Below are 19,935 nucleotides of genomic sequence, written 5' to 3' on the forward strand. Positions count from 1 at the left end.
TATCTCAGGGGAAGTATTGATAGGATGAATTTCGCCGATTCCGTGGCGACGTTCAAGAGTCAATCGGTCACAAGTCCCACGCGAACGTTAGATTGCGTGTTCAAAAAAGATCGATGATATGTCGGCGTCGAAACCGGTGAGACGTCCTTCGGGCATAATGCCAGACAAGGAGGATATCATGCGCAAGGTCGTAGCAGCCACATTCATCAGCCTCGACGGCGTCATGCAGGCACCCGGCGGTCCGGATGAGGATCCGACCGGCGGTTTCAAATATGGCGGCTGGGTATTCCCTTATGCCGACGAAGAAACCTTCAAGACACTCTTCGAAGTGTTCGAAAAGCCGTTCGATCTGCTGCTCGGACGCAAGACCTATGATATTTTCGCCGCCTATTGGCCCTATATCGACAACGACAATCCGATCGCCGCCAAATTTAATAGCGTCACCAAATATGTTGCGACGCGCGGCAACGTCGAGCTGAAATGGAGAAAGAGCCAGTCCCTCGGCAAGGATGTCGTGTCGGCGATCAAGGAGCTGAAAGCAGGCGAGGGGCCGGATCTCCTCATCCAGGGCAGCGGCGATTTCATTCAGACCCTGCTGCGCCACGGACTGATCGATGAATTCAACCTGATGATCTTTCCGCTCGTGCTGGGCGGTGGCAAGAAGCTGTTCGCTGGCGGAGCGATTCCCGCCGCAATGAAACTGCTGCGCACCCGGTCGTCTCCGACCGGCGTCATCTTTGCCACCTATCAGCCGGACGGCCCGGTGAAGACGGGTTCCTTCGTCGGGCCGGATCCGTCCGAAGAGGAGATCGAGCGCCGCAAGCGGTGGAAATAGACAGTCGCATGGTCGGGGCGGTCGAAGGATGCCTCGCCACGACTACATCGCATGTTCGACCGTCCGAAATTCGCGAAGGGATTTCATGATTTCGCGAAGACCTTTCGTGAGATGCTTGTCCCGGCGCAGCACCATGCCGAGTTGCCGAACAAGTCTCGGCCGGAGCGGCGAGGTAACCAGCAGGTCCGACCTGTCGCGCTTCAGCGCCATTTCCGGGAGGATGGACCACCCGAGGCCCGCCGCGACCAGCTCCTTGATGGCCTCGACGCTTCCGAACTCCATAGCCGGCTCGGGACGGACTCCTTCCGCCTCGAACCAGTCATCGGTGGCGCGACGCGTGTTGCCGCCTTCGTAAAGCAGCAGCGTCTTGTCTTTCATGAATTCCACATTCGGTCCGCCATCCGGCATCACGCTTCCCTTCGGCGCCACGGCCAAAAGCTCGTCGTCATGGAATGGTTCGACTTCGAGGGAACGACCGGCGGCGGGCAGGGCGACGACTGCGAGGTCAAGCGCATTGGCTTCGAGATCGCGCAGAATCTCTGCAATATTGCCGATGCGGACGATGATCTCGAGATCGGGCATCCGCTTCTTCGCCATGGCGATGGCGCGGGGCAGCAGGCGGATCGAGGCAGTGCCGCCGCTGCCGATCCGCACGCGGCCGACCGACCCCTCGCGAAACGGCATCATCGCCTCTTCCGCCATGGAGCAGGCTTCGATGACGCGGCGCGCATGCGGAAGCAGATCGATGCCGGCCGGCGATGGCTGCGCCCGCCGACCGGCACGCTCGATCAGTTTCACGCCGAGGCGCTGCTCCAGAAGCTTCACCTGCAGGCTGACGGCCGGTTGCGTCAGCCCGGCCCTGTCGGCCGCGGCGGTGAAGCTGCCGAGATCGACGACGCTGATAAAGGCGGCGAGCTGATCCAGATTGAGCATCAGAAGAATTCCTTATGGATTGCATAAAGATCATAAGCTTCATTCGTTGCCAATACCAGTGCATCCTGAAGCCATGTTGATGCGGGTCTAAGGAGCACGAAGATGACGATCGATATCGATAGAACAATGCCGGCGGCGGCTGGCTCGGGCAGGGGGTGGCGAAAGCCAGGATTTCTGCGAGCGGCGCTTACGAAATTTCTGGCCTATCTCGAAAAGCGCGAAACAAGATGGGACCTGCGCGACCTGACCGACGATCAGCTTCGCGATATCGGCATGACGCGCGCCGAAGCGCGAACCGAGGTCGGCAAATCATGGTTCTGGAGCTGAATGGCCCGGAGTTGCGTGATGGGAAAGTTCCGGAGAAGGGCCGCATGACGCTGTTGTTTGCATCGACGGGACCATGCAGGGCTGATCCTTGGGTCGGGCAGGGCCGGCGTTCCGGATGATCCCGGCTTCGGTGCACAGCAATTATGCGTCATGCAGCCCTTTTTGTGGCAGCGTTCTTCTTTCCGCCACAGAATTGTCTGATCCATCGCCTTCCAAATTCAGCGATGCCTTTCGACCGCTGCCCGCCTTCGCCCGGATCGTCAATATAGAGTGCCAGATAGAGTTCCATGCTCAAGACAACTTCCCTGCTCCTCACCACGGCGCTTTCGGCCGCATCCCTTCTTGGCAGTCTTTCGATAGCGCAGGCCGGGCAGGCAAGTTATGTCGTGGATGCCCATAGCGGCCAGGTGCTCGAGGCATCGAATGAGAACGAGCTGAACTATCCGGCATCGCTCACCAAGATGATGACGCTCTATCTTGCCTTCGAAGCGCTGCATGGCGGCCGCCTGAAGTGGGATCAGAAGCTGACCATGTCGGAAAACGCCGAAGGCAAGGAGCCTTTCAAGTTCGCCGTGGGTGTTGGCCGCAAGGTCACCGTGCGCGAAGCTGTCGAAGGCATCGTCGTCCTGTCGGCCAATGATGCGGCCGTCGCGATCGGCGAGCAGCTCGGCGGCTCCGAGGACAGCTTCGGCCGGATGATGACCGAAAAAGCGCACAAGCTCGGTATGAGCAACACCGTCTTCAAGAATGCCTCGGGCCTGCCGGATCCGGAGCAGGTGACGACCGCCCATGACATGGCGACGCTCGGTGTCGCGCTGATGCGGGATTTTCCGGAGGAGTTCAAGCTCTTCTCCATGCGCGGCATCAAATTCCGCGGCATGAAGCTGCGTGGTCACAACAATCTCATGTATCGCTATGCCGGAGCCGATGGGATCAAGACCGGCTATACCGACGCCTCCGGCTATAATCTCGTGACCTCTGCGACAAAGAACGGTCGCCGCGTCGTCGGCGTGGTCATGGGTGAGAAGACCGCCGAAATTCGCGACAACAAGATGGCAAGCCTTCTGGACACGTATCTGGTCCCAGTGGCGACAACAGCCACGGTATCGACCGGTGCTCCCAAGCAAAGCTCGGCGAACTGATTTCTGCTCGATTTCAGCATCCAGCCGGCCATTCATCTTTGGACAGCTGACAGGAAGATGGCTCCGCTTCCGGAGTTGCTCCGCCGACGGAGAAGCTAAACCAACCACATCATGCCTATCGTACAGGGTAGGGGATCGGGTTTCTTCGTGCAAAAGTGCGATGAAAACCCCGACACGGTTGAATGCTGAGATGGCTCTCTTACGATAAATAGTTGAGTAATGATTGCCGAGCTGGCGGGCTGCCCTATGTCTTCTGCGGAAGTTGCTCGTTCGTTGCGCTTGTCATGATCTGGTAGGAATCAGCGCCGAACTGCGAATTCGCGTAGGCGGAGATATCTGGTTTCAGTTTGTTATTCTCCGGAAATGAAGGATCCATCATTGGCCGCGACCGGCCGGATGCTCCTATAAGATCTCGCAAACATTTCAACGCATTAGGTCAAGTTGGGAGGACCGGAATGACGTATGATGCACGTTTGACGCGTGAGCGCGACTTTCACAATGAACGCTTCGGTGCGGTGGAGGAGCGCAAGGAGGACTCGTTCTATTTCGCCGTAAAGCCCGCTGTGGACGCCTATTGGCGGCTGGTGAGGGCGGCCTGTCCCGAAAGGGACGTGCTTGAATATGGATGCTCAAACGGCATGAGCAGCATTGGTCTCGCGCACTCCGCCAAGCGGATTACCGGTATCGACATTTCGGACGTCGCTATTCAGCAGGCCACGGATACGGCGGTTCGCCGCGGCATCGACAATGTGGCGTTCCAGGTCGATAATGCGGAAGATATGAAGCTGCCGTCGGCGGGTTTTGATGTCGTCTTCGGCAGCGGCATCCTGCACCACCTGGTCCTGGAGAAATCACTTAGCGAGATCCGGCGTGTGCTGCGACCCGGCGGCAAAGCCTTCTTCTTCGAGCCACTCGGCCACAATCCCGTGATCAATCTCTATCGCAACCGGACGCCAGCCGCCCGTACGGTTGACGAGCATCCGCTCTTGAAATCCGACTTCGAGATCGTGCGCAAGCATTTCTCGAAATGCAATCTGGAATTCTTCGGGCTTGCTGCGCTTGCCTCGATCCCGTTTCGCAGGAGCCCGCTCGGCGCCGCGGTCCGGGGCACCGGCGAACAGATCGACAATTTGCTGCTCAAAATCCCGGGCGTCAGATGGCAGGCCTGGATCGTCGTTATGACCCTGGAGGCATGAGGGGCAGGCCTGTTCAATTACGCAAAAGAGCAGGCCATTCCATCCTCAAGAAATCATGGCCGGTGCTGTCTCTGTCGCATTTGAAAATGGAATCCACCCCGGTACATGAAAATATCAGATAAGATAGATTATGGAACAAAATCGGGTGTGACCGCGATGAAGGAGATCGCCATTTTTCGGTTTATTTCAGATAATTGGCAAGATTTTCGAGAGTCGATTTCAAGCCCTCGTCATGGTCTTTCTTGCCGATGCCATATGGCACGTCCTCGCAAACTACGGTGACCTTCGTACCGGACGGCACCTCCACCCACGACCACGTAATAATCATCGTGCCGGCGAATGCTGCGTCGTCAGATTCGAAATCCACCGCCTGAACGATGCGCTTGTCAGGAACGATTTCGAGGAACCGGCCGGAAACGATATCGGTGTGCTCGGAGGATTTTCCGGGTGTCGAATGATCCGCTGCATCATAGTACAGCGCCAGCCGATAATTGCCGCCTTGATGTGGCTCGAAGACGTGAACATGCCCCGTCATGCCTTCGGGCGGAAGCCAGGCGATCAATGCATCGGGATTGACGAACGCATCGAAGACCGCGTGTGGCGTGGCGCAGATTATTCTGGAAGCCGTGTCGGTTCTCTTCGTGCCTGTTGCCTCGCGCATTACGTCCTCCTCGTCGTGAGTATCGTAGCGGTTCGTCCGGCTCGGCCGATCAAATGCCCACGGCGTCGCCGCTTCAGTTCGCCTTGATGCGGATCGCCTTGGCTGCGATCTTCTCGGCCAGCAGTTTCGGATTGCAGGCGAAAATACTGTCCGGGCGTCCGGCCGCGCACCAGACCTGATCATACGCCAAAAGGCTCTCATCCATGAAAACAGGCAGGTCGACGAGATGGCCGATCGGTGCGACGCCGCCGATGGCAAAGCCGGTTTCGTCGCGAACGCGATCGATATCCGCACGCTTCAGTCGAACCCCGTAAGCCGTTGCAATATAAGCCGTATCGGCATTATGGTTGCCCGAAACAAGAAGCAGCGTCAGTTCGTGCGTATCGGCGTTGACGAAGACCAGCGACTTGACGATCTGGCCGACGGCGCATCCGACCGCCTTGGCGGCTTCCTCGGCCGTCCGCGTCGATTGCTCCATGCGCCTGATCGAAATATCCAGGCCCAGATTGCGCGCCGCCAGCTCGACGCGCTCCAGGCTCGAAAGCTTTCTGGTGTCTTCGCTCATGGATCGTCATCCTCCACGTCAAGCTCGATCTGCATCTGATCGTAGGCCGGCTCGACATGATCGGGCGTTTCTGCCAGCACGGTGTCATAATCCAGCGGCGTATGCATATGGGTCAAGATGGCATGTTTCGGCCGCAAGCGTTCGATCCATCCAAGCGATTGTTCCAGCGATAGATGGCTCGGATGTGGCCGATACTGCAGAGCGTCGATGATCAGGACGTCGAGATCCTCAACTTTTTCTACCGATTCCGGCGGAAAGTCGCTGATATCGCTGCAATAAGCGAGCTTTCCGATACGAAAGCCGAGCGAGTGAATATCGCCGTGCAGCTGCTTGTGAGGCCAGAAACGGATCGGACCGCCCGCCCCCGCGATCGTGAAGCTTGTCTCGAGGCTTTCTATCAGCACCGGCCGCACGATGGGCGGATAGCTGCTGCCGGGCGGTGTCTCCAGACAGTAACGAAACCCCTCGCGAATGCGATCCATGGTCGGCGGATCGGCGTGGATCGGTATCAGCTCTTGCGAGATATGAAAGAAGCCGCGCAGGTCGTCGATGCCGTGAATATGGTCGGCATGGGCGTGAGTATAGAGCACGGCGTCGATGGAGCTGACGCCGGCGCGGATCATCTGTTCGCGGAAATCCGGTCCCGTATCGATAACGACGGTGGTAATCCCGCCATCCGGCGCGATCTGTTCGACGAGAAACGCCGCGCGCGTGCGCCGGTTCTTCGGGTTCTTGGGATCGCAATCGCCCCAATCCCCGGTAATGCGGGGAACACCCGGCGACGATGAGCAGCCCAAAATGGTGAAGCGTCGCCGGTATGTCACGACGTCAGACCCTCGTCATCTTGGAGAAGCAGCGGAACGCGTTCGCCGTGGTGATCTCCGCGATCTCCGCCGTGCTGACGCCGATCGTATCGGCCAGCACCTCGGCGGTGTTGACGACATAGGACGGTTCGTTGCGTTTTCCCCGCCAGCGCTTCGGCGCAAGATATGGCGCATCGGTCTCGACCAGCAGCCGGTCATGCGGGATCGTCTTGGCGATCTCCCGCAGTTCCTCCGATTTCGGGAAGGTCAGAATGCCGGAAAAGGAGATGTAGCCGCCGAGTTCGACGCCCGTGCGGGCAAGGGCAGGGCCGGCGGAGAAGCAATGGAGAATGAAGGGGAAGGCCCCCTTCCCCGTCTCTTCCGTCAGGATCGCCGCCATGTCCTCATCGGCGCTACGGCTGTGAATGACCAGCGGTAGCTTCGTTTCGCGCGCGGCAGCGATATGGCGCAGGAAGCCGGTCTTCTGGTCTTCTGGCTTGACGGTATCGTAGAAATAGTCGAGGCCCGCCTCGCCGATCGCCACGATCTTTTCATGCTGATTTGCCAGCCGCACCAGGTCTTCCGTCTGGATGTCCAGCTCCTGGTCGGCGCTGTTCGGATGCGTGCCGACCGAGCAGAAAACCGACGGATAGCGCTCGGTGAGCGCAAGCAATCCATCGAGCTTCCTGACCTTGGTCGAGATGGTGACCATCTGCTTGACGCCGACCTCATGGGCGCGCGCGACGATCGCGTCGCGCTCCTCCTCGAAGTCGGCAAAATCCAGATGGCAATGCGTATCGATCAGCATGGAAAACCCTATTCGACGGTCGGCGCGACATAGCGCGGGAAGACCGGTTTCGGTGCCTCCAGCGGCGTTCCGGCAACGAGGCGGCCTGCCTCGCCGAGCGCCGCGAAATCACGCTTGTCGGCAGGGATTGCAATGAGGTCTAAAAGCTTTGCAGAGGATTCCGGCATGAAGGGCTGCAATAGAATGCCAATCTGGCGCACGACATCGGCCGTGACATGGAGCACGGTCGCCATGCGTGCCGGGTCGGTCTTCTTCAGCGCCCAGGGCTCCTGGCTCGCGAAATAGCGGTCGGTCTCGGAAACGACTGATATGATGGAAGCAAGCGCGCGATGGATGAGCTGCTTGCCCATGTCCTCGCGGTTCGAGGCCAGCAGAGCGTCGGCCTGCGCGAGAAGTGCCTTGTCCTCGTCGGTCAGCGGACCGCATTCGGGGATCTGGCCGTCGCAGTTCTTGACGATCATCGACAGCGAGCGGCTGGCGAGGTTGCCGATACCATTGGCGAGATCGGAATTGATGCGCGTGCCGATCGCCTCTTCGCTGTAGCTGCCGTCCTGGCCGAAGGAGACCTCGCGCAGGAAGAAGTAGCGCACCTGGTCGAGGCCGAAGTGGTTCACGAGATTGACGGGATCGACCACATTGCCGAGCGACTTCGACATCTTCTCGCCCTTGTTGAGCAGGAAGCCGTGGGCATAGACGCGCTTCGGCAGCGGCAGCTTCGCCGACATCAGGAAGGCGGGCCAATAGACGGCGTGGAAGCGGATGATGTCCTTGCCGATGACATGCAGGTCCGCCGGCCAGTATTTCGCCCGGGGATTGTTGCGGTCTTCGATATAGCCGGTCGCCGTGATGTAGTTCGTCAGCGCATCGACCCAGACATACATGACGTGAGCCGGATCGTTCGGCACCTTGATGCCCCAATCGAAGGTGGTGCGTGAGATCGACAGATCCTTGAGGCCCGACTTCACGAAGGAGATCACCTCGTTGCGCCGCTCGGCCGGACCGATGAAGTCCGGGTTCTCTTCGTAAAGCTTCAGCAGGCGGTCCTGGTATTCGGAAAGCTTGAAGAAATAGCTCTCCTCCTGCACCCACTCGACCGGCGTGCCCTGCGGCCCGTAGCGCACGCCGTCGGCGCGCAGCTCGGTTTCATTTTCCTGGTAATAGGCTTCGTCGCGCACGGAATACCAGCCGGCATAGGAATCCTTGTAAATGTCGCCGGCATCGGCCATCAGGTTCCATATGTTCTGCGACGTCTCGTGATGGCGCGGCTGCGTGGTGCGGATGAAGTCGTCGTTCGACGCGTTCAGCAGCTTACCCATTGCCTGGAATTCGTCTGAATTACGGTTGGCGAGCTGTTGCGGTTCCATGCCCTCGGCGCGTGCCGTCTGCTGCATCTTCTGACCATGTTCGTCCGTACCCGTCAGAAAGAAGACGTCGCGGCCATCGAGGCGCTGGAAACGGGCCATCGCATCGGTGGCGATCAGCTCATAGGCATGGCCGATATGCGGCTTGCCATTGGGATAGGCGATCGCGGTGGTGATGTAGAACGGAGTTTTTTCGGTCATGTCGGGCAGTGGTCCGCTTTTACTGTTGCGTCTCTGTTATTCTTGGCTCCGCTCGCTTTAGCGCATGTTTGCCGGGAGCGAAACACCAAGTTTCGCGCCCGCAGCATTCGGAACTTCGGGATGATGCCTTGCTTGACTCGACCCCGCCTCGCCTTTACCCCTTCGGAAGACGGGAACGCAGGACAGAGATGACCGTGAATTTCATCGTTTTATGGGTTGATCCGCCCAACGGCTTCAAGGGCCTCTGAATTTGAGTTTGATTGGTTCCTTTCAGCCGCTTTATTCCGTTTCCGGCTTTTTCGTCGGTATGCTGGTCGGCATAACCGGCGTCGGCGGCGGCTCCTTGATGACGCCCCTGCTCGTCCTGCTCTTTGGCGTGCACCCGGCGACGGCCGTTGGCACCGACCTGCTCTATGCCGCAATCACCAAGACAGCGGGAACGGCCGTGCACGGCATTCACGGGCGGGTCAATTGGCGGGTCGTCGGTCTCCTGGCCTCCGGCAGCGTCCCGGCGGCGCTCGCCATGCTCTGGATCATGGCCGGCGTCAATCGCGAGAGCCCTGCCGTCGCCCATACCATCACCCTGTCCCTGGGCTGTCTCCTGGCTTTGACGGCACTGATGCTGATCTTCCGTGGCCAGATCCTGGCGGCCATTCGCAAATGGCGCGGCGAGCGCGGAACCATATCGCCTCGCAACATCGCTTTGCTGACAGTCCTTCTCGGCCTTATACTCGGCATTCTTGTCACCATGACCTCTGTCGGCGCGGGCGCGCTCGGTGTCACCGTCCTGCTGGTGCTTTATCCGCAGACGGATGTGCGCGAAATCGTCGGCTCGGACATCGTCCATGCCGTGCCACTAACCCTGATCGGCGGCATGGGCTATTGGTTCATCGGCGAGATCAACTGGACAATGCTGTTCGCCCTGCTGGTAGGCTCGATCCCGGGCATTGTTGCCGGCAGCCTGCTGGCGCCGCGCCTGCACGAGCGGTCCGTGCGCATCATCCTCGCCGCCACGCTGGCCATCGTCGCCTGGAAGCTGATCCTTCCCTAGCGTATTCAAAGATAAGTGCGGAATTGGGTAGTGCGTGCGATCAACCAGATTCCGTTACCGGATGGGCGGCAATGTGCGAGGGGCGGTCATTGAAAATTTTCGCCAGTTATCATTAAAGGGAACCTCGGTTGTTGCCATGACATCGATCAACGAGGTTCGATATGAATCGGCTTGGTATAGCGTTCCTCGCGTCGAATAATGGAACATCCTTTCGCGCCGTCAACGAGGCCATTCGCGCGAATAGAATAGACGCGGCAGCCGTCGTGCTGATCAGCAACAAAGCTTCTTCCTCGGCGCTTGCCTATGCTGAAGCCAATGGCATTCCCTCGTTTCACATCCCGACAAAAGACAGGGAGGCGGATGCAGGCAAACAGCTTCGGGACACGCTCATCGACCATGGAGCTGAACTCGTTGTCTTATCTGGCTATCTCAGGAAACTAGGCCCCCTCTCGTTGGAGGCGTTTGATCGACGGATATTGAATGTTCATCCAGGGCTCTTGCCGAAATACGGCGGGTTGGGAATGTATGGGCGCAGGGTGCATCAAGCGGTGCTCGAAAATGGAGAGACCGAAACGGGCGCAACGATCCACCTTGTCGACGGAGAATATGACCATGGTGGAACAGTGGCCACTGCGACTGTTCAAATCGATCCATTAGATGACGTGCTTTCGCTAGAGCAGCGGGTTATGGCTGCGGAATGCGACCTTTTCGTTGACCTCATACGTCGCATCGCAACGGGCAAACTGCGACTACCTTTGTAAATTGGCATCTGCTTTGGGCCGCGAGCAGCAGACGCCATCAATTCCGGCAAACTGCGCAGCGGTTTTCCGTCAGCGATTGCATAATAAATCTACGCCGAAAGTTGCTGCTTGAGCTCGCCGAGAATGGTGATCAGCGTTTGCTTGCGGTCGAGATTATAGGCTTGCGACACGTTCAGCCGCTCGGTGGTCTCGAAATGCAGGCGGGCCAGCTTTTCGGCCGTGGCAACGGAACCGTCGAGCGCGGCGGCGCGGGCGCGATCGATGATGTCATCGCCGATATGAGCCACGAAGAAGCCGAAGATCGTGTCGCTGTCCTTGCCTGAAAGCGCATCGGCGAGGCGGTGCATTGCCTTGCGGGCCGCGGGGCCATCCGCTGAAAGCGCCTGGCGATAGGCCTCGATGATTTCACCGCCGCCGTAATTCAGCAGTTTGAGCGCCTCGCTGACGCTGCCCTTGGCGGCCGCGAGCAATTCGCTCCCCTGCCCGGCCGGCACGCCTAGATTTTCGAGCGCCATGCGCAAGGAATCATCTGCAAGCGGCGCGAGCTTCAAAGGCAGGCAGCGCGAGCGGATCGTCGGCAGAAGCCGGCCCGGCGCATGCGAAAGCACGAGGAACAAAGCGCGCTTCGGCGGCTCCTCGAGGATCTTCAGGATGGCATTGGCGGCGCTGCGGTTGAGATCGTCGGCTGGATCGATGATGACGATCCGCCAATTGCCCGTGCCCGAGGTCTGCGAGAAGAACTTTCCGGCGCGGCGCACCTCGTCCACGGTGATTGCCGACTTCACCTTGCCGGTCTTGTCATCGACCGGTCGGCTGAGATGCAGCAGATTGTGGGAGGCGCCACCGGAAATCTGCCGGCTGACGGCGGATGCCGGGTCCGGATCGCCGATCGTCTCCGGCGCGGATGCGGGATCGGGATGGGAGAGAACATGATTGGCGAAACGAAAGGCAAGCGTCGCCTTGCCGATGCCCTCAGGCCCCTCGATCAGCATGGCATGATGCCCCTTGCCGGAGCGATAGGATTGGGCGAGGAAAGCCTCGGCCTGCTCATGGCCGAAGAGCTTCACATTGTCCTGTGGAGGAATGGCGCCGTCGAGGACGCCCGGCCGTTCGTCACTCATTGTGCCGCTTCCGATCCCGCGGCGATATTGGCAGCCCCAAGTCGCTTGTCCACGATCCCGGCTATTTCCGCCGCGATATCGTCTTCGGACCGCTGTGCGTCGATGACGTGGCAACGATCGGGTTCGCGGGCGGCGATATCGAGAAAGGCCTCGCGGCGTTTCTCATGGGTTTGCATCTCTTCCTTCTCGAAGCGATCGGGCGCGGCGACGGCGGAGGCGCGTTTGCGTGCGCGCTCCAGGCCGATTTTGGCCGGGATGTCGAGAATGAGCGTGCAGTCCGGCACGACGCCGTTGACGGCGACCCTTTGCAGGGCCTCGACATAGTCAGGCTCGAGATTGCCCGTCACGCCCTGATAGACGCGCGAGGAATCCATGAAGCGATCGCAAAGGACGATGGTGCCGCGCGAAAGCGCCGGACGAATGACTTCCTCGACATGATCGTTGCGGGCGGCGGCGAAGAGAATAGCCTCCATTCGCGTGCCGAACATTTCCGCCGCGCCGGAAAGCAGGACGTGTCGCACAGCTTCCGCGCCCGGTGATCCGCCGGGTTCGCGCGTCACGAGAACCTCATGGCCACGGTCGCGCAACCGTTCAGCCAGCCGGCGAATCTGGGTGGATTTGCCGGCCCCTTCCCCGCCTTCGAAGCTTACGAATAATCCGTTTGCATCAGCCAATGATCATGTCCTGCACTTTTCGCGTGCCATCCGTCTGGTATGCGATACGCATCCTGTTTAACCCAAGACATGCCTCGGTGGAACCGTGCATGTCTCGATGTGCGTGACTCTATATGGGGTGTGAACAGAGATTTCGCGAGCCGTTCGGCTCTCTCAGCTCGGCAAAGGCTTATCCCATAGCCAGGAAAACAGCAGGGATTCCGTCAATTCCATGAAGGCATCGAAGGCGCGGCGGCCCAATGTGCCCTGCCCGACCGATTCCTTCGTGTAGAGCGGGAGTTCACGCACCAGCCGCGCGCCGAGGAACACGCGAAGGGTTCCCGCTTCGTAGCCTGCGGCCACGGGCGCGGCCAGCGGCCAGCGATAGACGATGCGCGCCGACAGCCGATCCGGCGTTTCGATCGGGACATAGACATCGACGGGTATCTTCGCCTGCAGGCCGACGGTGGAGGCGGCGCCACCATAGACGCTGGCATCGCCGATCACTTCGCCATCGGCGAAGATGCGTTGGCTCTTGAAGTTGCCGAGGCCCCATTCAAGGACGCGCCGCGTCTCCTCGATGCGTTCCTTGTCGCTTTTCAGGCCTCCAAGCGCCAGGAACAGCCGGCGGCCGTCGCGCTGGATGGAGGCGACGATCGAAAAGCCTTCGCCTTCGGCAAAGCCGAGCCCCAGGCCGTCCACGCCGATATTGAGCAAAAGCATCGGGTTCTTGTTGCGCTGATAGATCTTGTTCCAGGTGAAGTCGGCCTGCCCGAAATATTTGTAGAGATCCGGGTGCTTCTCCTGCAGGTCCTGCGCCAGCATGACCATTTCCCGCGCGGAAACCTTGCTGCCGCCCTTGGGGTCGCTCGCATCGGGTAGGCCGGTGGAATTGGTAAAGGTCGCCCGCGACATGCCGATCTCGCGCGCGCGGGCCGTCATGCGCCGCGCGAACTCGCGTTCGCTGACGGACATGCCTTCCGCCAGAATAATGCAACCGTCATTCGCCTGCTGGACGGCCACGCCCTGGATCAAGTCGCCGACGCGTACGCGCGATTTCAGCGCGGCGAACATCGTCGATGCGCGCGAGGGAGCGCCGCCCGTCCGCCAGGCGTTTTCCGAGACGGGATATTCGGTATCGAGGCTGAGTTGCCCTCTTCCGATCGCGTCGAAGACGACATCAAGCGTCATCAACTTCGCAAGCGATGCCGGCGAAATCAGCTGGTCCTCGTTCTTCGCAAGCAGGATTGTGCCGGTCGAGGCCTCGATCAGGAATGCCTGCGCGGCCTTGGTATCGAAAGTACCAGGTGCCGCCTGCGCAAAGGCGGAGGCGTGGCCGATCCCGAGGACAAAAAGGAACAAAAGAATCAAGCGCTTTGGCATATCGTCCCCTTCATCCGATCACCGGCACGATTATTTTAGTGACGGGTTGAGATTCAGGCAATGATACCGATCAATCCGCCTGCGTCGCGCCTTGATGCCCGCGGTGATAGGACGAAAGGATCGATTCCTGCGTCAACCCGTCATTGCGAACCATGACGGCATCGAAGGCGAGATTGACATAAACCGTCTTGACGGGAGCTTCCTGGTAGGCGGCAACGGTCGAGCCCGGGGTTTCATCCTTCAGGCTTGCAAGACGTCGCGAGAAGTCCGGCCGTTCATAGGGGATCGGGCCGATTCTCGGAAGGACGACCATGGACGGATCTCCCGACTCCGCTGCCGGCATGGCGCCGCCGTTCCATTCCATCGGCGGCGGATCGTTGCGCTTGCTGCGGTTGTAACCGGCATCCGGCGTCGAGCCGGCGAAAGCCGTCGTCGCGTAAGGCGATTGGCGCGGAATGGGAGCGATCGCCGGCGCGGCGTCATAGCTGCGCTGCTGGCGGCTTGCGCGAAGCGGGGTTTCGGAATCAGGCAGCTGATCTGCGGTCATACGGCCTGCGGAAGCAACCATCACGCCCGTCGCGATCTGACCGCCCGGATTGATACTGGGCAAGCGCGAACCCTTCGGAATGTAGGAAGCCATCAGATAAGGGTCGTCATGGCCGTCCATCCGGGCGCGGCCGACATATTGCACGCGCACATCGCCGGTGCCGCTGTGCTGCAGATCGAGCATCTGCGCGGTCTTATTGGAAAGGTCGATGATGCGGCCGGGGTGGTAGGGGCCGCGATCGTTGACGCGCACGATGATGGATGAGCCGGTCTCGACATTGGTAACGCGGGCGTAGCTCGGCAGCGGGAAGGTCGGATGCGCGGCGGTCAATGCCTGCTGGTCGTAGACTTCGCCATTGGCCGTCAGGCGGCCGTGAAAGGCAGAGCCGTACCAGGAAGCGATGCCGACCTTGCTGTAACCGTAATCTTCCTTGGGGTAATACCACTTACCCTTCACCTGATAGGGATTGCCGACCATGAAGCGGCCGCCGCCCTTCGGCACGGGGCCGTTGTTGACGACGCGAGGGCTCGCCTTCACGCCATATTCCTTCTCGGAGAAATATTCCTTGCCGTGTTGGCGCGTCGAGGCGACCTTCTGAGACGTTCCGCAGGCCGTGATGGTTGCGCACATCAGGGAAAGAGCAAACCAACGCATACCCGTTGCGCATGTCACCGCACGATTTTCTGATGTCATCTGTCCCAAGCCGCTACTCATTACTTTGACGGAGGTATGCTACCGGCACATTCCCTCATTCCGGTATCCTGCTACGCTCCAATCACCTAACGGTGCTTTAATCATGATTACAGTTTGTCGTTTTTGCGATGCAAATTGAGCGCACTGAAGAAATTCTGAAAGTCATGGTTAATGCACGGTAAAGCGGCGCCGGCTTGAAGTAGCGAGGGGGACCGTTTCGCATCCGGTTCTTCGCGCCGTCAACCATCAATGGGGCATTGCGCCGATAATGTGTTGCAGCTTGTCCGGGTTGCGCATGCAATAGATGGCAACGACCTTTTCGCGCTCGATGTGCAGCGCGGTCGTCTGCACGACGTTCCCGCCTTCGATCGTTACGAAGCCTGGCAAGCCGTCGATGACGGCATAATGGATCAGTCGCGAGGGCTCCGTGCGGAAAAGCCGCGCCAACTGCTCATGAAGCAGCATGACTGCCGGAAGCCCGATGTGCGGTCGCCGCGAGGTCGGTACCTTGCCACCGCCGTCGGCATAAACAACGACATCCTCGGAAAGCAAGGCGCGAAGAGCGGCCATGTCCCCCGTTCGCGACGCGGTGAAGAAAGCGGTGGCAAATTTGAGCCCCTGTTCCCTGCCCACGGCAAAGCGCGGCCGCGCCTCGGTGACATGCGCCCTCGCCCGGCTGGCAAGCTTGCGGCAAGTGGCGGCCTCGCGGCCGATCGCGAACGCAACGTCGTCGAAATCCATGCCGAACACGTCATGCAGGAGAAAGGCGGCACGCTCCAGCGGTGACAGGCGTTCCAGCGCCAGCATCAACGGCAGCGTTATGTCGTCGGCCGCATCGGCATCTTCCGGATCGAAGATCGGCTCGGGCAGCCAGGAGCCCACATAGGATTCCCGGCGACGGCGTGCCGATTTCAGCTCGTTCAGGCAAAGCCTGGTGACGATGGTTCGCAGAAGCGCGGCGGGCGTGCGAACGGCAGCACGATCGATCGCCAGCCAGCGCAGCCAGGTATCCTGCACGACGTCCTCGGCATCCGCGACCGATCCGAGCATGCGGTAGGCAAGCCTAACGAGGCGCGGGCGCAGTTCGGAGAAGATCGGATCCGAAGGCGTTTCACTCATGGGCGGCAAGCTCGCGCGGGAATGACATGATTTCGCAGCCACGGGCGAATTGCAGCGTCGTCAGCGCCACCCGTCGCCCAAGATGGCGGGCGGTGGCGAGATCGGATGCAGGCGGCGCGGTCTCCGGGCCTTCATCCGTGTTCGCCTGCGCCGCCGCGCCAAGCCAGAAGCCGAGGCGGTTCATATCCTCTTCGGAACCCGTCGAAGAGCAGTTCGCCGGCGGAAGATCGAGGCCGACCCAATGCATTCCGTGCTGGGCTGCGAAGATCACCATCTGCATCAGCGTCGAAAGCTTGTCGCCGGATCGTGACCCCGAGGTGGTGAAGCCCGCCGCGATCTTGTCCTTCCACAGGTAGCCCTTGGCGAGAACGGCATTCGATGTTGCCTCCTGGAACGCTTTGAACGATGCGGAAACCGCGCCCATATAGGTCGGCGACCCGAAGATGATGGCCTGCGCGGCATTGAGATCATCCCAGTGGCGCTCCACCTTGTCCACCGTCAACAGCATGGCCTCGACGCCATCCACCTGCTCAACCCCCGCCCTCACGGCTTCCGCCTGCCGGCCCGTATGCCCATAGCCGCTATGATAGACGATTGCGATGCTCTGCCGGATCATTCTCATCTCCTTCGAAATTGGTGTTGCGAAGGGGATGACAAGGCATGGGTGCGGATTGTGACATGCCGGGATTTTATGGGAAGGTAAATTTTGGAAAAATCTACTGGCGGCCCGTGTCCGACGATAATGAGCATTACTTTTGCGCTGTAACCCTCTAACGCCGCGCGGCGCTAAGATCGGCAGAACTCAAATATGCACGTCTCGCGCCTCCTGCTGAGTCAAGCGTAGGGCTGCCTGTGCGACGAGATCAGCAATGCGTTCCGACAGCCCAGGATCTGAGACGGCTCGGGCAAGCGTAACGCCTCCGCTGAGCATAGCGAGCAGCACGATTGCCTGATCGTCTCGCGAAGCTGCGAGCGCGTTTGGATCCCGGTTCTCTGGCAAACCTGCGGCCACCTCTTCGACGAGGCGCTTCAGCTCCACCGTATAAGCGGCTCGCGTATCATCGTCCGAGCGCATAACGTCAGGGGACAGACTGGGCAAGGCACAGCTTTCGCCGAGATCGCAGGTTCGCTTATAACCAAGATAGAAGCTCACGAAGGTCGTCAGCCAGCCTCGCGGCTCTCTGGCTCTGAACGTCGCCACACCTTGCCGCAACTCTTCCAAGCCCGATAGCACAGCAGTGCGGAAAGCCTCGCTCTTGGACTTGAAGTGTCCATAGAAAGCGCCGTTGGTCACGCCTGCAGCCTTGGTCAATGCATCAATGCCGGCGCCACCATAGCCCTCCTTCCGAAAAACTTGCCCCGCCGCCGCTACGACCTTGGCTTTAGTCTCTTGTTTATGTTCCGCGCTGTAACGCATGCCGACTCCATTGAGAGTGACCACTCTTTATATCTTGCATAGAGAGTGATCCATGTGTATGGATAGAGAGCATTCGATATATATCAAATGCTATCCCTATTCAAATGAGGAGAAATCCATGCCCATTACGCTCACCGTGCCCGAAGGCTTACTGTCGCCGGAAGCTCAGGCCGAAGTTTTCGCCGGACTGACTGACGCGATCCTCGAAGTCTCGGGTCTGACTGGGAATACCTTCATGGCGGCCAATATCGTTGGTTCGATCAACGTGCTGCCGAAGGAACATGTACTTGCTGGTGGCAAGCCGGTGGCGGCAGCTTTTGTCGAACTCAAGCTGCCGGAAATCGCGCTGGCGACGCCGGATGCAAAAAGGATATTCATCGCGAGGGCTACCGATGTCGTCGAAAAAGCCGGCGGAGGACGGTTGAAGCGAGAGCATATCTGGTCAAACATTGTCTACGCGCCCGAAGGAGCCTGGGGCATAGCAGGACGCAGCTACGACAATGCGGGTTTGGTCGAGGCCATATCGGGCGCCGCTAGCGCACTCTAGCGATTATCAGCTTGAAATTCCTCAAAAGCTGGACCGCGCGAAGCGAAGAATTCGCGGTCTGGCGCCACCTTGTTGGAGACCGTGTCATGCAGCTTGCCAACTATCTCTTTTTTACGACTCAGTGTGAGGCGGCGCTTGATTTCTATACCGAATGTGGACTTGGTCGGGTCACGACACTAATGCGTCATGGCGATCATGGTATGCCACTCGCCAGCGAGGCCATGCGGGGCAAAGTCATGCACGCTCGCTTCGAGGGGCCAGGACTCCTGTTCTTCGCCTCGGACAATCACGACGCTGAGCCCATGCGCGGCTCGGCTCACATGCTCATCATGGACGATCGTGCCACCACCGACAGATTATTCACGAGGCTCGCCGATGGCGGCAAGGTCACGACGCATCTCGCGTTGCAACCGTGGGGGAGTTACTACGGCAAACTTACTGATCGGTTCGGTGTTCAGTGGATGCTGGACTGTCTTTTGTAGACGTGAGGTAGTCGGCGGTATTTGCTGAACCGCCGCCAGCTTAAACTTGCGACTGAATCGTCGCCCAGGATCGTCCGTCTTCATCAGTCCTCCCAATGGAGAACTGTTACCTATGTCTCAGGAATAAAACCTAACCTATGTGTCCGGGCTGGACACTGCGGAACTGGCGGAAGAGGTGGGATTCGAACCCACGGTACGGTTTCCCGCACGCCGGTTTTCAAGACCGGTTCCTTAAACCACTCGGACACTCTTCCAAGTCATTGAAAAGGCTAAAAAATCGACACTTTGTTGATTCTTCGAAATCGGATGCGGTTGCCGATTTTCTACCCAATCACTCGACGGCTGGCTTTTTAGCAGCTTTGATCGCCGCGTCAATGTGTTCCGCCTACCTCTCTTGCATTCTCGACATCAGATGGATGGTGATTGAGAATGATGTCGATCGAGCGCCTGGCGGGGCAGTGCGCGAGGTTCGTTTCGTCAAGGCGACACAGATAAGGTGGCCCGGCCGCTGGAGACGGTCGAGCCACCTTCGCCAGGTCAGGGGTCAAATCTGACTGAAGCAGGTCATTAATAAGCTAAGCTTAGTTATTGTCAATTATCAACACGTTGGGCGCGAAGACCTTGATTTCTCGACCTCGTGTTGATGGCTTCGGCTATCCGGGATAGTTTCCTTGCCATGACTTCTGACGATCATTCCCTGTCGCTCGGCGCCAAGCCCCTCGCCGGTCCTGCCCTTACTAGCTTTTTCAACCGAGATGCCGTCGTGGTCGCGTCCGATCTCATCGGCGCGCGTTTCACGGTTGCGGGCATAGGAGGTCGCATCGTCGAGACGGAGGCCTATCGGCCCGATGACGAGGCTTCCCACGCATATCGCGGGCCGACGCCGCGCAATGCGGCCATGTTCGGACCGGCCGGCCATGTCTATGTCTACCGCTCCTACGGCATTCACTGGTGCCTGAATTTCGTCTGCACCAAAGCGAGCGCGGTGCTCATCCGGGCGATCGAGCCGGAAAATGGCATCGAGGAGATGATCCGGCGGCGGGGGCTTGCCGATATCGTCTCGCTCTGCAATGGGCCGGGCAAGCTTTCGCAGGCGCTTGCTGTCGATATAAGCCTCGACGGCCGCTCGCTGGATGCGGCGCCGTTTTCGATATCCCTGGCGGAACCAGTGCCGGTTGTCTCGGGCAAGCGCATTGGAATCACCAAAAACATCGATCCGCTCTGGCGTTTCGGCGCGGCGGGCTCGCGTTTCGTCAGCCGGCGTTTCCCATGATCTTGGTCAAAAAGACCGCCGGGGTGGTGCCCGGCGGTCGCTGCGCCACGCAGTGA

23 protein-coding genes and 1 tRNA gene are annotated in these 19,935 nt (G+C 59.5%); 9 read left to right on the plus strand and 15 right to left on the minus strand.

Annotated elements, in window-relative coordinates; genetic code table 11:
• The first annotated feature begins 178 nt into the window (after positions 1-178).
• A complete protein-coding gene (locus CCGE531_RS09855; protein ID WP_120666686.1) occupies positions 179-835 on the plus strand; it encodes a dihydrofolate reductase family protein in 657 nt (218 codons plus the stop codon).
• Positions 836-877: 42 nt separating this feature from the next.
• On the opposite strand, the gene CCGE531_RS09860 is transcribed toward CCGE531_RS09855, so the two are convergent.
• Positions 878-1,768, minus strand: a complete 891-nt coding sequence (locus CCGE531_RS09860) for a LysR family transcriptional regulator (protein WP_205586480.1) — start codon at positions 1,766-1,768, stop codon at positions 878-880.
• A 102-nt stretch (positions 1,769-1,870) separates the two neighbouring features.
• On the opposite strand from CCGE531_RS09860, the gene CCGE531_RS09865 reads away from it, so the two are divergent.
• A complete protein-coding gene (locus CCGE531_RS09865; protein ID WP_120663989.1) occupies positions 1,871-2,095 on the plus strand; it encodes a DUF1127 domain-containing protein in 225 nt (74 codons plus the stop codon).
• A 148-nt stretch (positions 2,096-2,243) separates the two neighbouring features.
• Here the strand turns inward: CCGE531_RS09865 and CCGE531_RS34225 are convergent, their stop codons facing one another.
• Positions 2,244-2,384, minus strand: a complete 141-nt coding sequence (locus CCGE531_RS34225) for a hypothetical protein (RefSeq protein ID WP_162943882.1) — start codon at positions 2,382-2,384, stop codon at positions 2,244-2,246.
• On the opposite strand from CCGE531_RS34225, the gene CCGE531_RS09870 reads away from it, so the two are divergent.
• Together CCGE531_RS09870 and CCGE531_RS09875 are read left to right on the plus strand one after the other, a co-directional pair.
• Positions 2,383-3,237: a D-alanyl-D-alanine carboxypeptidase family protein gene (locus CCGE531_RS09870; RefSeq protein WP_120663990.1), complete on the plus strand. Its 855-nt coding sequence runs from the start codon at positions 2,383-2,385 to the stop codon at positions 3,235-3,237. The genes CCGE531_RS34225 and CCGE531_RS09870 overlap by 2 nt on opposite strands.
• 455 nt (positions 3,238-3,692) lie before the next feature.
• Complete coding sequence (locus CCGE531_RS09875; protein ID WP_120663991.1) at positions 3,693-4,433, plus strand: class I SAM-dependent methyltransferase; 741 nt, start codon at positions 3,693-3,695, stop codon at positions 4,431-4,433.
• Between the two features lie 181 nt (positions 4,434-4,614).
• Here CCGE531_RS09875 and CCGE531_RS09880 read toward each other — a convergent pair whose 3' ends face one another.
• The 5 genes from CCGE531_RS09880 to metG form a co-directional block, all read right to left on the minus strand.
• A complete protein-coding gene (locus CCGE531_RS09880) occupies positions 4,615-5,094 on the minus strand; it encodes an SRPBCC domain-containing protein (protein ID WP_120663992.1) in 480 nt (159 codons plus the stop codon).
• A 73-nt stretch (positions 5,095-5,167) separates the two neighbouring features.
• A complete protein-coding gene (locus tag CCGE531_RS09885) occupies positions 5,168-5,659 on the minus strand; it encodes a YbaK/EbsC family protein (protein ID WP_120663993.1) in 492 nt (163 codons plus the stop codon).
• A complete protein-coding gene (locus tag CCGE531_RS09890) occupies positions 5,656-6,483 on the minus strand; it encodes an MBL fold metallo-hydrolase (RefSeq protein WP_120663994.1) in 828 nt (275 codons plus the stop codon). Before CCGE531_RS09890 ends, CCGE531_RS09885 begins: the two co-directional genes overlap by 4 nt.
• A 4-nt stretch (positions 6,484-6,487) precedes the next feature.
• Positions 6,488-7,270: a TatD family hydrolase gene (locus tag CCGE531_RS09895; protein WP_120663995.1), complete on the minus strand. Its 783-nt coding sequence runs from the start codon at positions 7,268-7,270 to the stop codon at positions 6,488-6,490.
• An 8-nt stretch (positions 7,271-7,278) separates the two neighbouring features.
• Positions 7,279-8,832, minus strand: a complete 1,554-nt coding sequence (gene metG / locus CCGE531_RS09900) for a methionine--tRNA ligase (protein ID WP_120663996.1) — start codon at positions 8,830-8,832, stop codon at positions 7,279-7,281.
• A gap of 250 nt (positions 8,833-9,082) precedes the next feature.
• Here metG and CCGE531_RS09905 point away from each other — a divergent pair, with 250 nt between their 5' ends.
• The gene (locus CCGE531_RS09905; protein WP_120663997.1) at positions 9,083-9,883 is read left to right on the plus strand and encodes a sulfite exporter TauE/SafE family protein; all 801 of its coding nucleotides are present in this window, start codon (positions 9,083-9,085) and stop codon (positions 9,881-9,883) included.
• Positions 9,884-10,044: 161 nt separating this feature from the next.
• Positions 10,045-10,644, plus strand: coding sequence for a phosphoribosylglycinamide formyltransferase (locus tag CCGE531_RS09910; RefSeq protein ID WP_120663998.1), 600 nt, complete (start codon positions 10,045-10,047; stop codon positions 10,642-10,644).
• 89 nt (positions 10,645-10,733) lie between these two features.
• Here the strand turns inward: CCGE531_RS09910 and CCGE531_RS09915 are convergent, their stop codons facing one another.
• From CCGE531_RS09915 to CCGE531_RS09945, 7 genes are all read right to left on the minus strand, one after another.
• Positions 10,734-11,765 carry a DNA polymerase III subunit delta' gene (locus CCGE531_RS09915; protein WP_120663999.1) on the minus strand — a complete coding sequence of 344 codons (1,032 nt, stop codon included), beginning with the start codon at positions 11,763-11,765 and terminating at the stop codon, positions 10,734-10,736.
• Positions 11,762-12,439 carry a dTMP kinase gene (gene tmk / locus CCGE531_RS09920; RefSeq protein WP_120664000.1) on the minus strand — a complete coding sequence of 226 codons (678 nt, stop codon included), beginning with the start codon at positions 12,437-12,439 and terminating at the stop codon, positions 11,762-11,764. The genes CCGE531_RS09915 and tmk overlap by 4 nt, the downstream gene beginning before the upstream one ends.
• 153 nt (positions 12,440-12,592) lie before the next feature.
• Positions 12,593-13,801: a D-alanyl-D-alanine carboxypeptidase family protein gene (locus CCGE531_RS09925; RefSeq protein ID WP_120664001.1), complete on the minus strand. Its 1,209-nt coding sequence runs from the start codon at positions 13,799-13,801 to the stop codon at positions 12,593-12,595.
• A gap of 70 nt (positions 13,802-13,871) precedes the next feature.
• Positions 13,872-15,062 carry a septal ring lytic transglycosylase RlpA family protein gene (locus CCGE531_RS09930; protein ID WP_120664002.1) on the minus strand — a complete coding sequence of 397 codons (1,191 nt, stop codon included), beginning with the start codon at positions 15,060-15,062 and terminating at the stop codon, positions 13,872-13,874.
• 225 nt (positions 15,063-15,287) lie between these two features.
• Positions 15,288-16,160, minus strand: a complete 873-nt coding sequence (locus tag CCGE531_RS09935) for a sigma-70 family RNA polymerase sigma factor (protein WP_120664003.1) — start codon at positions 16,158-16,160, stop codon at positions 15,288-15,290.
• Positions 16,153-16,776 carry a flavodoxin family protein gene (locus tag CCGE531_RS09940; protein WP_120664004.1) on the minus strand — a complete coding sequence of 208 codons (624 nt, stop codon included), beginning with the start codon at positions 16,774-16,776 and terminating at the stop codon, positions 16,153-16,155. The genes CCGE531_RS09935 and CCGE531_RS09940 overlap by 8 nt, the downstream gene beginning before the upstream one ends.
• A gap of 186 nt (positions 16,777-16,962) precedes the next feature.
• The gene (locus CCGE531_RS09945) at positions 16,963-17,577 is read right to left on the minus strand and encodes a TetR/AcrR family transcriptional regulator (protein ID WP_120664005.1); all 615 of its coding nucleotides are present in this window, start codon (positions 17,575-17,577) and stop codon (positions 16,963-16,965) included.
• A 118-nt stretch (positions 17,578-17,695) separates the two neighbouring features.
• On the opposite strand from CCGE531_RS09945, the gene CCGE531_RS09950 reads away from it, so the two are divergent.
• The gene (locus tag CCGE531_RS09950; protein WP_120664006.1) at positions 17,696-18,124 is read left to right on the plus strand and encodes a Tautomerase enzyme; all 429 of its coding nucleotides are present in this window, start codon (positions 17,696-17,698) and stop codon (positions 18,122-18,124) included.
• Positions 18,125-18,210: 86 nt separating this feature from the next.
• Entirely contained in the window at positions 18,211-18,606 is a 396-nt protein-coding gene (locus tag CCGE531_RS09955) for a VOC family protein (protein WP_120664007.1), read from the plus strand.
• Between the two features lie 164 nt (positions 18,607-18,770).
• Here the strand turns inward: CCGE531_RS09955 and CCGE531_RS09960 are convergent.
• Positions 18,771-18,860 (minus strand) — tRNA-Ser (locus CCGE531_RS09960).
• A gap of 422 nt (positions 18,861-19,282) precedes the next feature.
• Between CCGE531_RS09960 and CCGE531_RS09965 the strand changes: the two genes are divergently transcribed.
• Positions 19,283-19,879 (plus strand): DNA-3-methyladenine glycosylase, encoded by a 597-nt coding sequence (locus CCGE531_RS09965; protein WP_120664008.1) that lies wholly within the window; start codon positions 19,283-19,285, stop codon positions 19,877-19,879.
• The last annotated feature ends 56 nt before the right edge of the window (positions 19,880-19,935 follow it).

This window comes from Rhizobium sp. CCGE531 (assembly GCF_003627795.1).
GTDB lineage: Bacteria > Pseudomonadota > Alphaproteobacteria > Rhizobiales > Rhizobiaceae > Rhizobium.